At 74.6% G+C, this 15,532-nt stretch carries 12 protein-coding genes; 9 read left to right on the top strand and 3 right to left on the bottom strand.

Features of this window, described 5'->3' with window-relative positions:
* Window positions 1-177: 177 nt before the first annotated feature.
* Together QRN89_RS02410 and QRN89_RS02405 are read left to right on the top strand one after the other, a co-directional pair.
* On the top strand, window positions 178-1,047 hold the full coding sequence (locus QRN89_RS02410) for a universal stress protein (protein WP_290347673.1): 870 nt from the start codon (window positions 178-180) through the stop codon (window positions 1,045-1,047).
* A gap of 208 nt (window positions 1,048-1,255) precedes the next feature.
* A complete protein-coding gene (locus tag QRN89_RS02405) occupies window positions 1,256-2,413 on the top strand; it encodes an alcohol dehydrogenase catalytic domain-containing protein (protein ID WP_290347672.1) in 1,158 nt (385 codons plus the stop codon).
* Window positions 2,414-2,658: 245 nt separating this feature from the next.
* Here the strand turns inward: QRN89_RS02405 and QRN89_RS02400 are convergent, their stop codons facing one another.
* Window positions 2,659-3,645: an Acg family FMN-binding oxidoreductase gene (locus QRN89_RS02400; protein ID WP_290347671.1), complete on the bottom strand. Its 987-nt coding sequence runs from the start codon at window positions 3,643-3,645 to the stop codon at window positions 2,659-2,661.
* Window positions 3,646-3,682: 37 nt separating this feature from the next.
* Window positions 3,683-4,576, bottom strand: coding sequence for a universal stress protein (locus tag QRN89_RS02395; protein ID WP_290347670.1), 894 nt, complete (start codon window positions 4,574-4,576; stop codon window positions 3,683-3,685).
* 837 nt (window positions 4,577-5,413) lie between these two features.
* Between QRN89_RS02395 and QRN89_RS02390 the strand changes: the two genes are divergently transcribed.
* The 6 genes from QRN89_RS02390 to QRN89_RS02365 all read left to right on the top strand — a co-directional run bounded on the left by QRN89_RS02390 (window position 5,414) and on the right by QRN89_RS02365 (window position 13,148).
* A complete protein-coding gene (locus QRN89_RS02390; protein WP_290347669.1) occupies window positions 5,414-6,163 on the top strand; it encodes a CBS domain-containing protein in 750 nt (249 codons plus the stop codon).
* Window positions 6,163-6,393 (top strand): hypothetical protein, encoded by a 231-nt coding sequence (locus QRN89_RS02385; protein WP_290347668.1) that lies wholly within the window; start codon window positions 6,163-6,165, stop codon window positions 6,391-6,393. The genes QRN89_RS02390 and QRN89_RS02385 overlap by 1 nt, the downstream gene beginning before the upstream one ends.
* A gap of 157 nt (window positions 6,394-6,550) precedes the next feature.
* Window positions 6,551-7,411 carry an oxygenase MpaB family protein gene (locus QRN89_RS02380; RefSeq protein ID WP_290347667.1) on the top strand — a complete coding sequence of 287 codons (861 nt, stop codon included), beginning with the start codon at window positions 6,551-6,553 and terminating at the stop codon, window positions 7,409-7,411.
* Window positions 7,412-7,437: 26 nt separating this feature from the next.
* Window positions 7,438-9,672, top strand: a complete 2,235-nt coding sequence (locus QRN89_RS02375; protein WP_290347666.1) for a serine/threonine-protein kinase — start codon at window positions 7,438-7,440, stop codon at window positions 9,670-9,672.
* A gap of 180 nt (window positions 9,673-9,852) precedes the next feature.
* Window positions 9,853-11,190: a DUF2252 domain-containing protein gene (locus QRN89_RS02370; RefSeq protein ID WP_290347665.1), complete on the top strand. Its 1,338-nt coding sequence runs from the start codon at window positions 9,853-9,855 to the stop codon at window positions 11,188-11,190.
* A gap of 392 nt (window positions 11,191-11,582) precedes the next feature.
* Window positions 11,583-13,148, top strand: coding sequence for a phytoene desaturase family protein (locus QRN89_RS02365; protein WP_290347664.1), 1,566 nt, complete (start codon window positions 11,583-11,585; stop codon window positions 13,146-13,148).
* A 141-nt stretch (window positions 13,149-13,289) separates the two neighbouring features.
* Here the strand turns inward: QRN89_RS02365 and QRN89_RS02360 are convergent, their stop codons facing one another.
* Window positions 13,290-14,405, bottom strand: a complete 1,116-nt coding sequence (locus QRN89_RS02360; RefSeq protein WP_290347663.1) for a GlxA family transcriptional regulator — start codon at window positions 14,403-14,405, stop codon at window positions 13,290-13,292.
* Window positions 14,406-14,500: 95 nt separating this feature from the next.
* Here QRN89_RS02360 and QRN89_RS02355 point away from each other — a divergent pair, with 95 nt between their 5' ends.
* Window positions 14,501-15,469: an NADP-dependent oxidoreductase gene (locus QRN89_RS02355; protein WP_290347662.1), complete on the top strand. Its 969-nt coding sequence runs from the start codon at window positions 14,501-14,503 to the stop codon at window positions 15,467-15,469.
* Window positions 15,470-15,532: the final 63 nt, after the last annotated feature.

The following is a 15,532-nucleotide window of genomic DNA, read 5'->3' as shown; positions in this document are numbered from 1 at the left end:
CCGCCGCGGCCGCCGGAGGAGGAGGCTGGGTCCTCGGCGGGACGAAGTCGCCCGGCCGTTTCCGCCGTCCCGCCTCTGCTGCTCCGGCGGGCCGGCGGGCCGCCCTTCCTTCGTTCCGCCCTTCCTTCGTTCCGCCCTTCCTTCGTTGCGTCCTCCCATCCTCCCGAGGTGTCGCCGATGCCGCAGCACGTGACCGTCGGACTGGACGGATCCGCCGAGAGTGCCGCCGCGGCCGCGTGGGCGGCCCGCGAAGCCCTGCTGCGGAAGGCCGTCCTGCACCTGCTGCTCGTGACCGACGCGCCGGAACCGGCCCCGGGCGCCACAGGCGGGCCGGACGCCGTCGACGAGGTTCTGGCCGGCACCGCGAAAGCCCTGCACGACAGGCACCCCGGGCTCGAGATCCGCACGGAGCGGCTGTCCGGCAGGCCACCGCCCGTCCTCGCGCGCGAAGCGGCGAACGCCGAGCTCACCGTGCTCGGTTCCCGTGGCCTCGGCGGCGTACGGGGCTTCCTCCTCGGGTCCGTCGCGATGGCGACGATCGTCGGGACGGACCGCCCGGTCGTGCTCGTGCGGCCGGAGCACGAGCCGCGCCCGGAGCGCGGTGGGGAGGCGTCCGGCGCGGCCGCCGGCAGTGTGGTCGTCGGTGTGGACGTCCGCGAGGCGTGCGAACCGGTACTCGACTTCGCTTTCGGCGCGGCGGCCCTGCGCGGTGACCGCCTCCGGGCCGTGCACGCCTGGTCGCTTCCGCCCTTCGGACGGGACGCGTTGGCCCTCGACATGGCCCTGCGGGAGATGCGGCCGGATGTCGTCGGACACCTCAGGAACGTCCTCGCCCCCTGGCGGCAGAAGTACCCCTCGGTCGACGTCGTCGACCTCACACCGATCGGCGGGGCCGCCGAGCAGTTGCTGCGCGCCGCCGAGGGCGCCGCGCTCGTGGTCGTGGGCCGGCGGATCCGCACGTCGCACCTCGGTGCCCGTCTCGGGCCCGTGGCCCATGCCGTGATCCACCACTGTGAGGCTCCCGTGGCCGTCGTCGCCCACGACTGACGCACGAGCCGGCGCACGACCGGACCGCGTGCCCCGGAAACGGGCGCGGGGAACCGCCGGTCCGCGATGTCGTCGGCCGGGACGGCGCGTTCGTCCCGGATGGGCCGAGAGGCACCACCGCGGGACCGTCCGGCCCAAGCGGCCGGGCCCGGGCGCCGGACACGCTGGCAGGGAGGACCACCGGAGCGGGGAGGAAGGGTTCGTCACCATGAAGGCATTCGTCTTCCACGGACCGGGAAAGACGTCGTGGGAGGACGTTCCCGATCCGGGCATCGAGGACGCCGCCGACGCCGTGGTCCGGGTGGACGCGGTCACCGTCTGCGGAACGGATCTGCACATCGTCAGGGGCGACGTCCCGGAAGTGGAGCCCGGCCGGGTCCTCGGGCACGAGGCCGTCGGCGAGGTCGTGGAAGTCGGCGGCGAGGTGCGGACGGTCCGGCCCGGTGACCGTGTGCTCGTCTCCTGCATCACCGCGTGCGGGCGCTGCCGCTACTGCCGCGAGAGCCGGTACGGGCAGTGCCTCGGAGGCGGCGGCTGGATCCTCGGCCACCTCGTCGACGGCACGCAGGCCGAGTACGTCCGGGTCCCCTTCGCGGACCTGTCCGTCCACCCGTTGCCCGCAGCCGTCGACAGCGAGAACGCCGTGCTGCTGGCCGACATCTTCCCCACCGGCTACGAGGTCGGCGTCCTCAACGGGCAGGTGCGGCCCGGCGACACGCTCGTCGTGGTCGGTGCCGGTCCCGTCGGCCTGGCCACCATCGCGACAGCCCGCCTCTTCACCCCGGGGCGGATCATCGCCGTCGACCTCGCCGGGGCCCGGCTCGCCGCGGCCCGCGGGCTCGGCGCGGACGCCACCGTCAACGCGGCGGAAGGCCCCGAGGATCTCGTACGGGACCTGACCGACGGGCTGGGGGCCGATGTGGTGGTGGAGGCCGTGGGAGTCCCGGAGACGTTCGAGATGTGCACCCGTATGGTCAGGCCGGGCGGCCGCGTGGCGAACGTGGGGGTCCACGGCCGGCCCGCCGCGCTCCATCTGGAGGACCTCTGGATCAGGGACGTCACCATCACGACGGGTCTCGTCGACACCCACTCCACTCCCTTGCTCCTGCGCTTGACGGCCGCGGGCAGGCTCCCCTCCTCCGCGTTGGTCACCCACCGGTTCCCCCTGGGGCGGATGGAGGAGGCCTACGACGTGTTCTCGCGTCCCGCGGACACCGGCGCACTGAAGGTGGTGCTCGGGGGACCGGCCCACGACGCTCTGGGACTTCGCACCGGAACGCCCGAGAGCCCGGGCCCAGGACCGTCGGAGAGCCCGGTACCGGGACCGTCGGACGGCCTTCACCCCGGACCGTCCGAGGAGAGGTGAACGAGCGGAGCCCCGAACGGACCGGGCGCCCCGGCCACGAACGGACCGGGTGCCGGGACCTCGTGGCGGCCGGGCAGCGACATCGACCGGAGGCCGGCGGCCCGGCGTGAGCAACTCGGGCCGACCCGTCCGGGCCCGACCGTGGCGCCGAGCTGCCCGGTCGTACGCGTACGGCCGGGAAGGGGCCGAACGCCGGCCCGGCTCCCGCGCGGTCCTCGGTCCGTCCCCCGCGCCCGGCACCTCTCCTACGCGATCTCCAGCACGTCCTCGACGGCACGGCGTGGAGTCCGCGGGCCCTCGGGGCCGTAGCCGAGGCGGATCACCATCTGCACGTGCCCCATCGAGGAGGCGGGATCGCGCAGGGCCCAGCGGAGTTCGGGCCATTCCAGCGCCTGGGACGTCAGGGAGGCGACCAGACCGTCCGAGGTGGCCTGGAGAAGGACGCGTTCCAGCGCCTGTCCGGCCGTGAGCCAGTCGAGGGTGCCGTCGTTCGGCGTTCCCAGCAGGGCGAGCAGGGGCCGCTTCTCGAACGTGGCGCTGCCGCGGCCGGCCACCGTCCGTCCGGCGGCGAAGTCCCGTACCGGGGCGGTGACATCGTGCTGCCGAGGCCCGAACGCGTGCGCGGGGATGCCGTCCCCGGGCGACGGCGCGTCGCCGGGCGCACCGGTCCAGCGGAGCAGTTCCTCCCGCGCCTCCGGGTCGAGCGCCTCGCGGCCCTCGGCCTCGTGGAGCAGGTCCAGCACCTCCTGTACGTGCCAGGCGCCTGGCACGCGGAGCCGCGCCCCCTCCTTCCGCGCGGCGGCGCGCAGTCCGTCCAGAACGCCGGTGGGGACCTCCTCGTCGGTGAACGGGAAGCGACTGGTGTGGCGTCGGTGCAGCGCGGGGTGGAGCGCGGCGAGGTCGTCGTCGGGCCGCACCGGGCGGTCCAGGCGGACCTCCGCCAGCAGCCACGGCTCGGCGGGATCGGGGAGCAGCACGGTGTCCGGCTCCCTGCCCGCGTGGGCGGCCGCCACCCTCAGGTTGAACAGCGCGGCGCCGCATCCGAGGTGCAGGGAGCGCCGCTCCGGGTCGGATTTCGCCATGGCCCGTTCCGGATCCCCGAACAGCCGGATCGCCACCCGGTCCGTGAGGTACCGGAACCTCCACGGCTGGGCGTTGTGCATGGACGGGGCCGCCGTCGCGTCCCGGACGAGGGAGGTGACGACGCTGGCGTCGAGGGGTTCTGCGGTCATGGGGCGCTCCAGGGCCGGTGGTCGGGCGTGCTGGTGGTCAGTCGTGGGCGATGACGGCCACCGGAGCGGTGGCGTGGTGGAGTACGGCGTGGGCGACGTGCCCGAGGTGCCCGCCGACCGGAGCCCGCCGGATGCGGCGGCCGACGACGACGAGTTCCGCGTCTTCGGCCTCGTACAGCACCTGCTCGGCGGGCGCGCCGACGAGCACCCTCTCCTCGGCCTTGACCGAGGGGTACAGCCCCCGCCACGGCCGGAGCCGCTCGGCGAGGGCGCCTGCGACGCCGTCGGCCACCTCCTGCCGGACACCGGGATCGAGCCGGGGCGCGTAGCTGAACGCGAACGGCAACGACCATCCGTGCACGGCACGGACCCCGCAGCCGCGCCGCGCCGCCTCGTCGAAGGCGAAGGCGAGCACCGCATCGGCGTTCTCGTGGATGTCCACTCCCACCACGACGTCCCGTCCCGCCACCGCGTCACGGGACCGACGTGGCTCCGGCGGCTCGCCACGGGACGTGCCGGGGGGACGGACGAGCACGACCGGGGTGTCCGTGAGCCCGACGGCGGCCGTGCTCACCGAGCCGACGAGGAAGCCCTCGACGGCGCCGCGTCCGCGCGACCCGAGAACCAGCATCTGGGAATCGGCGGCCTCGACGGCCAGCACGGCCGCCGCCCGGCCCGCCTGCCGTCGGGACGAGACGGCCAGCTCGGGGTACCGGCGGCGCAGTGCGCCCGACGCCTCGTCGAGCACGGTGTCCGCCCAGCGCTGGTGCTCCTCCCGGTCGACCGGGGGCACGGCGGGAATGCGCGGCCACTCGTCGGCGTGCACCACGCGCAGGGGGGCCTCCCGCAGCAGGGCTTCCCTCGCGGCCCAGTCCGCGGCCGCGCTGCTTTCCGGGAACCCGTCCACTCCGACGGTCACAGGGCGAGTCATGTCCGTGCGCCTCCTTCCGGGTCGGCCCGGCGGCAACGTCCCCAGCATGAGCGGGACGGCCGCCGGACGGGCAGGGCCGACGAGCCCGAACGTCGGGGCCGAAGGGCCCCCTCCGTGGCCGAGCGACCGGAGGACACCCACCGTCGCCGTGGCCGAACGACGCGGTAAGGCGCTATCCCCGGCCCCGGCCCCGGGGCCGCTGTGCCGCGTCAGCCCCGCCGTGCGGGCCCGCCGAGGTGTCGCAGGGTTACGGCGCGCCGCCGGTACTCCTCGTCGTCGATGTCGCCGTGGGCGAATCTCTCCGCGAGGATCTCCTCGGCCCTCGTGGGCGAACCCTCCCGGGCCGGGGCCGCTCGGCTCCGCCGGGCGGTGTGCCGACGGCTCCGGTCGGGGTCCGGCGTGCCAGGAGGAGGACCCCGAGCAGCAGCAGGATCCGGAAGACCGCGGTGCCGACGGCCATGAGTGCGGCGAACCAGCCTTCCGGGCCGTGGCCGTACCCGTGCGCGACCGGCTCCTCCTCGCGATGTCGTGGATTGCCCTCGTTCCTCCACGATCCGACGCGTGCGCGGGCGGAGGCGGGGGCCGAACGGTCCCGCCCGGCTGCCGGCCGTCCCCGGCGGACGGGTCGACCGACCCGCCGGGGGAGCGGGGCCCTGACCGGGGGCGGACCGTGGGGACCATTGGGCCCCGGCGGGCGGCCTGTTCGGCCCCTGTGGGCGCTGGTCCCCAGCGATTGAATGGCCGTGTCGTACGCGCGGACGGCGCTGCGGACACCCGGGTCGTGGTCCGCCCGATCGTCCGGGCCCTGGGGGCGCCGGCTCGGCAGGAGTGGCGAACATGAAACACAGCAAGGTCGGAACCCTGATGGTCGGGGAGGTCGTCTCGGCCGTGCCGTCGACCCCGTTCAAGGAGGTCGTCAAGCGGCTCGCCGAGCACGACATCAGCGGCCTGCCGGTGCTCGACGACGACGACCGGGTGGTCGGCGTCGTCTCCGAGACCGATCTTCTGGTGCGCCAGGCTTCCGCCGGCGGTGCCCGTGCCGCCGTGCTCGGAGCGTGGAGCGGCGACGGCGGCTTCCCCGACGACGACCGCGACGGGCTCACCGCCGGGCGGCTGATGTCCGCGCCCGCGGTGACGGTTCACGCCGAGGACACCATCGCCGAGGCCGCCCGCACCATGCTGCGGCGCGGCGTCGAGCGGATGCCCGTCGTCGACGAGGAGGACCGCCTGGTCGGCATCGTCACCCGGCGCGACCTGCTGCAGGTGTTCCTCCGGCCGGACCCCGAGATCCGTCTCCTGGTGATCGAGGAAGTGCTGACGGGCGCCATGGGCCTCGACCCCGAAGCGATCGACGTCCATGTCGTCGACGGAAGGGTCACCCTGGAAGGACGTGTGGAGACGGCCGGCCAGATCCCGGTCCTGGTCAAGCTGACGGAGCAGATGGACGGGGTGGTGTCGGTGAGCCAGCACCTCGCCGCACCCTCCGACGGCTCCCGGCCCCCGGCGCGTGCCCCGGAGGAGCGGCCTCACTCCCGGGGACGGGGTGACGCGTGGAGCGGATGGCGCATGACGCCGGAGGAGCCGTGATGGCGCAGAGCACCGACACCGTGGAGGACGTGACGACCGAGACCGTCGTCCCCCGGTGTCCCGTCGGGGCGTCACGGTCGTTGTCACCGACGGATTCGTCGAGTTCGGCGGAGGTCCGCGACGGGGGACTCGTCCCCGTGGCGGCCCGTCTCACGCAGGCGGTGGAGGGAGTGGTCGGAGTGACCTGCACGCTGACCGGACCCCCGCGGGCCGAGGACGCGGCGTCCTGAGACGCCGCCCTGGACGAACGGCCGCGTCTGCCGGCCCCGGATCCCGTGCCCGGCCCTCCGGTTCGGAGGGCCGGGCGCCCCCGCTCCCCGGCGCAGGCAGCCTCCCGGTCAGGCGGACACGTGCGTGCCGGCCGGGGCGACGGGGCACAGTCGACGTATGACCGACAACGCCGACGACCGGGACCCGGGCCTGTTCGGTCCCGCGTCGGTCACCTGGCAGATGCACGGCGACCCCATGATGTGGATCGCCGGGGTCCGGGCGCTCTACCTGCAGGCCCTGCACCCCCGCGCCGTACGCGGAGTCATGATCAACAGTGATTTCCGCAAGGACGCCTGGGGCAGGCTGCTGCGCACGGCGAACTTCGTCGGCACCATCTCCTACGGCACCACCGAGGCCGCCGAACGGGCCGGTGCGCGCGTCCGCAGGATCCACCGCCTCCTCGGAGTGGACGACCCGGACCTCCTGCTCTGGGTGCACTGCGCCGAAGTGGACTCGTACCTGGACGTCCTGCGCCGTTCCGGCTTCCCCCTCACCGACGGCCAGGCGGACCGGTACGTCGACGAGCACCGGACCAGCGCCCGGCTCGTCGGGCTCGACCCGGCCGGCGTCCCCGCCACGAGGGCCGCCCTCGCCGGCTACTTCGCCGCCGTACGGCCCGCGTTGGAAGCCGGTGCGGACGCCCGCGTCGTCGACGACTTCCTGCGGCGTCCCCCCGTTCACACCCTGCTCGTCCCGGCACGCGAACTGGTCTGGCGGCGCGTCGCCGCGCTCGCGTACGACTCGCTGCCCCCGTACGCCCACGAGCTCTACGGCCGGCCCGCGCCCCCGCCGGAGCGCGTCACCAGACGGCTCGCCGCCGCCGGAACCGCCCTGCGCTGCGTCCCCTCGCGGCTGCGCTGGCAGCTTCCGCCAGGTCACATCTTGAAGGCAATGGCGCGACTCGGGCCCGGGAGCAGGCCCGCACCGTACAAACTGCGCAGACAGGCGGCCATACTGGACGGGCCGGGGAGGGCGTAGCGAAGCGACGGGGGCGACGGCACGCGATGGCGGACACCAGGCTGATCCAGGGCCGGTACCGGCTGCTTGAACTGATCGGTCGGGGCGGCATGGGCGAGGTGTGGCAGGCCCGCGACGAGTCGCTGGGCAGGCGGGTCGCGGTCAAGTGCCTCAAACCGCTCGGGCCGCAGCACGACCAGACGTTCGTACCCGTCCTGCGCGAGCGCTTCCGCAGGGAGGCCAGGGTGGCCGCCGCCCTGCAGCACCGCGGGGTGACGGTCGTCCATGACTTCGGCGAGCACGAAGGCGTGCTCTACCTGGTGATGGAGCTGCTCGAGGGCCGCAACCTCAGTCAGCTGATGGAGGACAACAAGCAGCATCCGCTGCCCGTGCACGACGTCGTCGACATCGCGGACCAGGTCGCCGACGCCCTCGCCTACACCCATGAACAGAGCATCGTCCACCGGGACCTGAAGCCCGCCAACATCATGCGGCTCACCGACGGCACGGTGAAGATCTGCGACTTCGGCATCGCACGGCTCGGCCACGACATCGGATTCACGTCCCGGCTGACCGGGACGGGCATCGCCATGGGCACCCCCCACTACATGTCGCCCGAGCAGATCGGCGGAGGCCACGTCGACCACCGCAGCGATCTGTACTCCCTGGGGTGCGTGCTGTACGAGATCGCCACCGGCGTGCCGCCCTTCGACCTCGGCGACGCCTGGTCGATCCTCGTCGGCCACCGGGACACCTCGCCCCGGCCGCTGCGCAGTCACCGGCCGGAACTCCCCGACTTCATCGAGGAGATCGTCCTCGACCTGCTCGCCAAGACGCCCGAGGAGCGGCCCGTAGACGCCAAGGACCTGCGTCGCAGGATCGGCGCCGGGCGTGCGACCGCCACGCCCGCCGCCGGCACCGCGGCGTCGCCCCCGCATCCGCATGCGCACGTCGGAGGGGAACCGGGACTGCCGTCCTGGACCCGCGGCATGACGACCGGCCACAAGGCGGTCACCGTCGCCGCGCTGCGGACGCCTCCGCCCGACTTCACGGCGGGCCTGACCGGCGAGTGGACCACGGGGGTGGATCTGCGCGGCCCCGCGCCCGTCCGACTACCCCGGCCCGAGCGGCCCACCCCGTCGCCCGAACTGCTGGCCGTCCTCACCGGCAAGCACAACGCCGGCCTCAGCCTCGGCCGGCTCGGCCGCTGGGAGGAGGCGGGCGAGGTGCACCGCGCGGTCGCCACCGAACGCGAGCACGCCCTCGGCCCCGACCACCCGGACACCCTCGCCAGCCGGTACGAGGTCGGCTTCACGCTCAGCAGGACCGGCCGGGCCGCCGACGCGCTGCGGGAGTTCGGCCGCGTCGCCGAGGGCCGTGAACGCGCCCTGGGCCCCGACCACCCGGAGACCCTGGCCGCCCGCCAGGAGATGGCGTACGTCCTCGGCCGGCTCGGCCGGCACTTCGAGGCCCACCAGGTGTACACGTCGGTGCTCGCCTCCAGGGAACGCACCGTCGGCCCGGACCACCCCGACACCCTGCGGTGCCGTCACAACCTCGCCTTCAACCTGAGCCGCCTCGGCCGGCTCGAGGACTCGTACCGCATGGCGGCAGAGGTCGCCGAGGCCCGCACCAGGGTGCTGGGCGCCGCGCATCCGGACACGCTCGTGACCCGGTACGAGGTGGCGTACGCCCTCGGGCAGCTGGGCCGCTGGACCGAGGCCCTGCAGACCTACCGGGACGTCGCGACGGCCCGGGCGCAGGCGCTCGGCCCGGACCACCCGGACACCCTCGCCGCACGCTACGAGACGGGGATCAGCCTCGGCCGCCTCGGACGGAGCGCCGAGGCACTGGAGCAGTACCGCGCGCTGGTGGCGGACCGCACGCGGGTGCACGGCGCCGCCGACCCGGAGACCCTGCGGGCCCGCCACGGGCTCGGCGTCAACCTGGGCCGGCTCGGCCGCTGGGAGGAGGCGCTGGCCGAGGCACGTGACGTCTGCGCGATCCGCGAGCAGGTCCTGGGGCCCGACCACCCGGACACCCTCGTCAGCCGCCGGGAGGTCGCGGTCGGACTGGGCTGGCTGGGCCGCTGGAGCGACGCGCTCGCCGTCTACCAGCAGGTGGCCGAGTCCCGCGAACGCGTCCTCGGGCCGGACCACCCCGACGCCCTGGCCAGCCGCAACGACCAGGCCCACTGCCTGGAGCAACTCGGCCGCGGCGGCGAGGCGGTCGAACTGTACCGCCGCGTGGCGGCGCTGCGCCGCCAGGGCGGGGCGGGCTGACGGGCGGCCCCGCGGGCCCGGTACGACCCGGAGGCGGTCCCGGTACGAGCTGCGGCGCGCGAGCCCCGGTACGAGCTGGGGCGCGCGGGGTCCCGGGAACCGCCGCGCGCGGGCCCGTACGATCCCCCGCGCGCGGGTCCCCGCGTCGCGTCGTCCCCGCCGCGACCGCACACTGTGACCATGACGGACCTGGCCGAGGAGAGGGCACGCGGCCGCGCCGTGCGCAAGGAGGTGCCGAGGTCCTCCCACGGGCGCTGGATCCCGGCCGCCGACCGGCCGGATCCGCTCGCGGTGCTGGAGGCACAGGCGAGGACCCGTGAGCCGGACCTGGTGCCCGTGCGGTACGGGCGGATGGCCGTCTCGCCGTTCACCTATCTGCGAGGCGCTCCGGCCGTCATGGCTGCCGACCTCGCCGTCCAGCGGAACACCGGGCTGCGCGTCCAGCTCTGCGGCGACGCCCACCTGCTCAACTTCGGGGTCTTCGCCTCTCCCGAACGCACCCTCCTGTTCGACCTCAACGACTTCGACGAGACCCTGCCCGGCCCTTTCGAGTGGGACGTCAAACGCCTCGTCGCCAGCGTCGCGGTCGCCGCACGGGACAACGGCGAGCCCGACGCCGGTGCCCGGCGGGCCGCGCGGGCGGCGGCCGAGTCGTACCGGCTGTCCCTGCGCCGCCTCTCCGGGCTCGGCGAACTCGACGTCTGGTACGAGCGGATCGCCGCGGAGGACCTGGTGCCCCTCGTGCGCGACCTGGAGCGGGCGCGGATCGAGGCACAACTGGCCAAGGCGCGGCGCCGGACGAGTCTGCAGGCCCTGGACAAGCTCACCGAGGTCGTCGGGGGGCGGCGCAGGATCGTGCAGGATCCCCCGCTGCTCGAGGCCGTGGCGGGACTCGACGCCGCTTCCGTGCGGAAGATCCTCAGCGACTACCGCAGCACCCTGCCCGAGGACCGCAGGGTCCTGCTGGACCGGTACCGGTTCGTCGAGGCGGCCCGCAAGGTCGTCGGCGTCGGCAGCGTCGGGACGCGCTGCTTCGTCGCGCTGATGACCGGCCGCGACACCGAGGACCCGCTCTTCCTGCAGATCAAGGAGGCCCAGCGGTCCGTGCTGGAGCCCCATCTGCCGAAGTCCGCCTACCGCCACCAGGGCCAGCGGGTCGTCGCCGGACAGCGGCTGCTGCAGGCGGCCAGCGACATCTTCCTGGGCTGGGTCAGCGGTCCGGGCGGGCGGCACTTCTACTGGCGCCAGCTGCGCGACATGAAGGGCTCGGCGGACGTCGCGACGATGTCCCCGACGCTGCTGCGCGACTACGCCGCACTGTGCGGCAGGGCCCTGGCCCGGGCCCACGCCCGGTCGGGCGAGCGCATCGCGATCGCCGCGTACCTCGGTGCGTCCGACACCTTCGACCGGGCCATGGCCGACTTCGCCGTGGCGTACGCGGACCGGACCGTCGAGGACCACCAGGCCCTCCGCGCGGCGATCGAGTCCGGGGCGGTGGAGGCCACCTCCGGAGTCTGAGGCCGCCGTCCGCGCGGGGCAGCCTCGCGTGTGGCCCGGCGTCCGGGGCTGTTTCCGCTCGGCGCCCGCCGGCCTCCGCGTACGGGCCCCTCCGGCTCGGGGCTGCCCTTCCGCCTCGCGGGCGTGCCACTGCCGCCCGTGGCCGGCCTGCTCCGGCTCCGGGCTCCCGCGTCGCGGGCCCAGGCCGCCCTACGTGCTCCGGACGCCTTCCGAGCCGCGGGACGCCCGGCTGCCCCGTGCCCGGCCCGTCCGCCGATCCGCGCGCGTCCCGGCCGTCCGCGGTGCCGTCATCCGGAGCGCCGCCCTTCCACCGTCGTCACCTCCGCCGTCCCGCGGCCGCAAACGTGACGCCGCTCTCTGGTCCGCGCGATCATCGCGTGTTACCAAGAGGCATGCGAGCAGCTTCCTCCCAAACGTTCAGCCGGTCCGTGTACGACGCCGTCATCGTCGGCGGTGGCCACAACGGGCTCGTCGCCGCCGCCTATCTGGCCCGGGCGGGACGGTCCGTCCTGGTCCTGGAGCGCCTCGGGACCACCGGGGGAGCGGCCGTCTCCACCCGCCCGTTCGCCGGGGTGGACGCCCGGCTGTCCCGCTATTCGTACCTGGTGTCCCTGCTGCCCGGCAGCATCGTGCGCGACCTGGGGCTGTCGTTCTCCGTCCGCAAGCGCACCGTCTCCTCGTACACCCCGGTCGTGCGCGACGGCCGGGCGACCGGACTGCTCGTCGGCGGCGACCGTACGCGCGAGTCGTTCGCTGCCCTCACCGGCTCCGACCGCGAGTACGCGGCGTGGGAGGCGTTCTACGAGCGGACCAGGCAGGTCGCCGAGCGCGTCTTCCCCACACTGACGGAGCCGCTGCCGACCCGGCAGGAACTGCGGGACCGCGTCGGTGACGAGACGTCGTGGCGGATGCTGTTCGACGAGCCCATCGGAGCCGCGATCGAGGAGAACTTCGCCGACGACCTGGTCCGCGGCGTCGTCCTGACCGATGCCCTCATCGGCACGTTCGCGGACGCCCACGACCCGTCGCTGGTCCAGAACCGCTGCTTCCTCTACCACGTCATCGGCGGGGGCACCGGCGACTGGGACGTGCCCGTCGGAGGCATGGGCGCGCTGACCGACGCGCTCGCCGGGGCCGCCCGGAGCGCCGGAGCCGAGATCGTCACCGGCCACGAGGCGATCCGGATCGAGACCGACGGGACGGCCGCCGAGGTCGTCTTCCGCACCGAGGACGGCGAAGGCACTGTCGCCGCCCGCAAGGTGCTGGTCAACGCGTCGCCGCAGGCCCTGTCCGCCCTCCTCGGCGAGCCCGCACCGCCCCCGGCGGAGGGCGCCCAGCTCAAGGTCAACATGCTGCTGCGGCGGCTGCCCCGGCTGCGGGACCGCTCCGTCGACCCGCGGCAGGCGTTCTCCGGCACCTTCCACATCGCCGAGGGCTACGGTCAGCTGGCGGCGGCGTACGCCCAGGCCGCGGCGGGACGCCTGCCCGAGGCGCCCCCCTCGGAGATCTACTGCCACTCGCTGACCGACCCGTCCATCCTCGGCCCGGAACTGGCCGCCCAGGGCTATCAGACCCTGACCCTCTTCGGGCTCCACACCCCGGCCCGGCTGTTCACCGAGGCTCCGGACGCGACCCGCGACGCGCTGCTCAAGGCGACCCTCGCCGAACTCGACGCCCATCTCGACGAGCCGATCACCGACTGCCTGGCGCTCGACGAGGCAGGCCGCCCCTGCATCGAGGCGAAGACCCCGCTGGACCTGGAGCACGATCTGCGGCTGCCGGGCGGGCACATCTTCCATCGCGATCTCGCCTTCCCCTGGGCCGACGCCTCGACCGGCCGCTGGGGCGTGGAGACCGCCCACGCCAACGTCCTGCTGTGCGGGGCGGGAGCCGTGCGCGGCGGAGGCGTGAGCGGCATCCCGGGGCACAACGCGGCGATGGCTGCGCTGGGCCGCTGACCGTTCCCCTCCGGTGGCGGGCGGCCGGCACCGGCCGCCGGGCACCGCGGTGCCCGCAACCCGGGGTGGGCCGGAACCCGGGGGGTGCCGGAGCCCGCGGTTCGTTCGGACACCGTCGGCGGTGGTGTGGGCGTGGGCCGTTCAGGCCTTCGCGGTGTTCAGCGCCCCGGCCCGGCCGCCGGTGGCCTCGGTGTGGAAGGTACGCCGGTAGACGGCGGGGGAGACGCCCACGAGTTCGCGCATGTGCTGCCGCAGCGAGTTGGCACTGCCGAACCCGGCGCGGTCGGCCACCAGGTCGATCGACAGGTCGCTCGTCTCCAGCAGTTGCTTGGCCACCTCGACCCGCTGGGCGGTGAGCCACTGGCCGGGGGTGACGCCCGCCTCGTCGCGGAAGCGCCGGGTGAACGTCCGTACGCTCATCCGCGCGTGCGCGGCCAGTTCGCCCAGCGTCAGCGGCCGGTCCAGCCGCTCCAGCGCCCAGGCCCGGGTGGGGGCCGTCGTGGCCGTCGTGGGCTCCGGAACGGGCCGCTCGATGTACTGCGCCTGCCCGCCGTCACGCCACGGCGGCACGATGCAGCGGCGTGCCACCTGGTTGGCGAGCGCGCTGCCGTGGTCACGCCGGACCAGGTGCAGGCACACGTCGACGCCCGCCGCAGCGCCGGCCGAGCTGAGCAGGTCGCCGTCGTCGACGAACAGGACGTCCTCGTCGAACCGCACCCGCGGGAACAGTCGGCGGAAGTGCCCGGCCTCGGCCCAGTGGGTCGTGGCGGGACGGCCGTCGAGCAGTCCGGCCGCGGCGAGGACGAAGGCGCCCGTGCAGATCGACACCGTGCGGGCGCCGGGCCGGATCCGCGCGAGGGCGGAGGCGAGAGGCGCCGGCAGCACCCCCTCCTCGGCGATGGTCCCGAGCCGGTGGGTGGGCGCGACGATCACGGTGCCGGCGCTCTCCAGCGCCTCGGGACCGTGGGCCACGTCGATCGTGAAGCCCGCCTCGGTACGGACGGGACCGCCGTCCGGTGTGCAGACGATCACTTCGTACAGCGCCGTCCCGTCCGCGGACCGGGCGCTGCCGAAGATCCGCGCGGGGATGCCGAGTTCGAAGGTCATCACCCCGTCGAGGGCCAGGACCACCACGCGATGGGGATCCGGCCCGGGGGGTACGACACAGCCCTCGTGCACGTCCCATTCGCCGCTCGCGTTCCGCTGGCGGTCGGCGCGGTCCGCCGTGCGCCCCCTGCCCCGTCCCGAAGTGCTCATGGCCAGATTCTGTCACATCATGGCCATCCGGCCAGTTCTGGGCGGCGCCGTGGACGCCGATGGTGGGGGCGTACCGAGAACGGAAAGGACCTCTCATGCTCGACACCGAGTCCACGATGCGCGCGATCAGCCCGGCCGCCTGGGGCGGCCCCGAGGTGCTGCGCGAGGTGACCCTCGCCCGGCCCGCCCCCGGCCCCACCGAGATCCTGGTGCGGGTGCACGCGGCCGGGGTGAACCCCATCGACTGGAAGACGCGTGCCACCGGAGGCTTCGGGATGCACGGCGAGCCGCCGGTGCTCGGGTACGACGTCTCCGGCGTCGTCGAGGCCGTCGGACCGGGCGTCACCCTCCACCGCCCGGGCGACGAGGTGTTCGGCATGCCGGAGTTCCCGCGCCAGGCCGGCGGCTACGCCGAGTACGTCACCGGCCCGGCCCGGCACTTCGTCCCGAAGCCCGCGGTCCTGAGCCACGTGGAGGCGGCCGCCCTGCCGCTCGCCGGCCTCACCGCCTGGCAGTCCCTCGTGGAGACCGCGGGGCTCGTCTCCGGTCAGCGGGTGCTCGTCCACGCGGCGGCGGGCGGCGTCGGCCATCTGGCGGTCCAGATCGCGGCGGCCCGCGGCGCTTACGTCATCGGCACCGCCCGGGAGGAGAAGCACGCACTGCTGAAGGGACTCGGCGCGCACGAACTCGTCGACTACACCCGGCAGGACTTCGCGGACGTGCTGGGGAGCCAGGACGTCGACGTCGTCCTCGACTCGATCGGCGGGGACTACGGTCACCGGTCCCTGCGGGTACTGCGGGACGGCGGCACGCTCCTCACCCTGCCCTCGCCCGACGAGGTGCCGGTCCCCGACGGGGGTGTGCCGAGGGGCATCCGCACCGGATTCACGCTCGTGGAGCCGGACTCCACCGGGATGCGGGCCCTCGCGTCCCTCGCGGCGGAGGGAAGGCTGCGTCCGGTCGTCGAGACCGTGCTGCCGCTGGAGCGCGCCGCCGACGCCCACCGGCTGGGCGAGACCGGACGCACCCGGGGGAAGATCGTGCTCACGGTCGCGGACGTCTGACCCGTTCGCACGGCGCGCGTACGGCCGGGCCCGAGGCGACCGCCGAACCCCGGTCCGGCCTGG

The organism is Streptomyces sp. HUAS CB01, from assembly GCF_030406905.1.
In the GTDB taxonomy this organism is placed as follows: Bacteria; Actinomycetota; Actinomycetes; order Streptomycetales; family Streptomycetaceae; genus Streptomyces; species Streptomyces chengbuensis.
The sequence above is the reverse complement of the archived record's forward strand: the minus strand, read 5'-3'. Positions and strand labels throughout refer to the sequence as shown.

Coding starts and splice junctions, on each gene's coding strand:
- QRN89_RS02380 (WP_290347667.1), top strand. CDS start 6,551: ATGACCGACAACGCCGACGACCGGGACCCGGGCCTGTTCGGTCCCGCG.
- QRN89_RS02405 (WP_290347672.1), top strand. CDS start 1,256: ATGAAGGCATTCGTCTTCCACGGACCGGGAAAGACGTCGTGGGAGGAC.
- QRN89_RS02400 (WP_290347671.1), bottom strand. CDS start 3,645: ATGACCGCAGAACCCCTCGACGCCAGCGTCGTCACCTCCCTCGTCCGG.
- QRN89_RS02385 (WP_290347668.1), top strand. CDS start 6,163: ATGGCGCAGAGCACCGACACCGTGGAGGACGTGACGACCGAGACCGTC.
- QRN89_RS02370 (WP_290347665.1), top strand. CDS start 9,853: ATGACGGACCTGGCCGAGGAGAGGGCACGCGGCCGCGCCGTGCGCAAG.
- QRN89_RS02375 (WP_290347666.1), top strand. CDS start 7,438: ATGGCGGACACCAGGCTGATCCAGGGCCGGTACCGGCTGCTTGAACTG.
- QRN89_RS02360 (WP_290347663.1), bottom strand. CDS start 14,405: ATGAGCACTTCGGGACGGGGCAGGGGGCGCACGGCGGACCGCGCCGAC.
- QRN89_RS02390 (WP_290347669.1), top strand. CDS start 5,414: ATGAAACACAGCAAGGTCGGAACCCTGATGGTCGGGGAGGTCGTCTCG.
- QRN89_RS02365 (WP_290347664.1), top strand. CDS start 11,583: ATGCGAGCAGCTTCCTCCCAAACGTTCAGCCGGTCCGTGTACGACGCC.
- QRN89_RS02395 (WP_290347670.1), bottom strand. CDS start 4,576: ATGACTCGCCCTGTGACCGTCGGAGTGGACGGGTTCCCGGAAAGCAGC.
- QRN89_RS02410 (WP_290347673.1), top strand. CDS start 178: ATGCCGCAGCACGTGACCGTCGGACTGGACGGATCCGCCGAGAGTGCC.
- QRN89_RS02355 (WP_290347662.1), top strand. CDS start 14,501: ATGCTCGACACCGAGTCCACGATGCGCGCGATCAGCCCGGCCGCCTGG.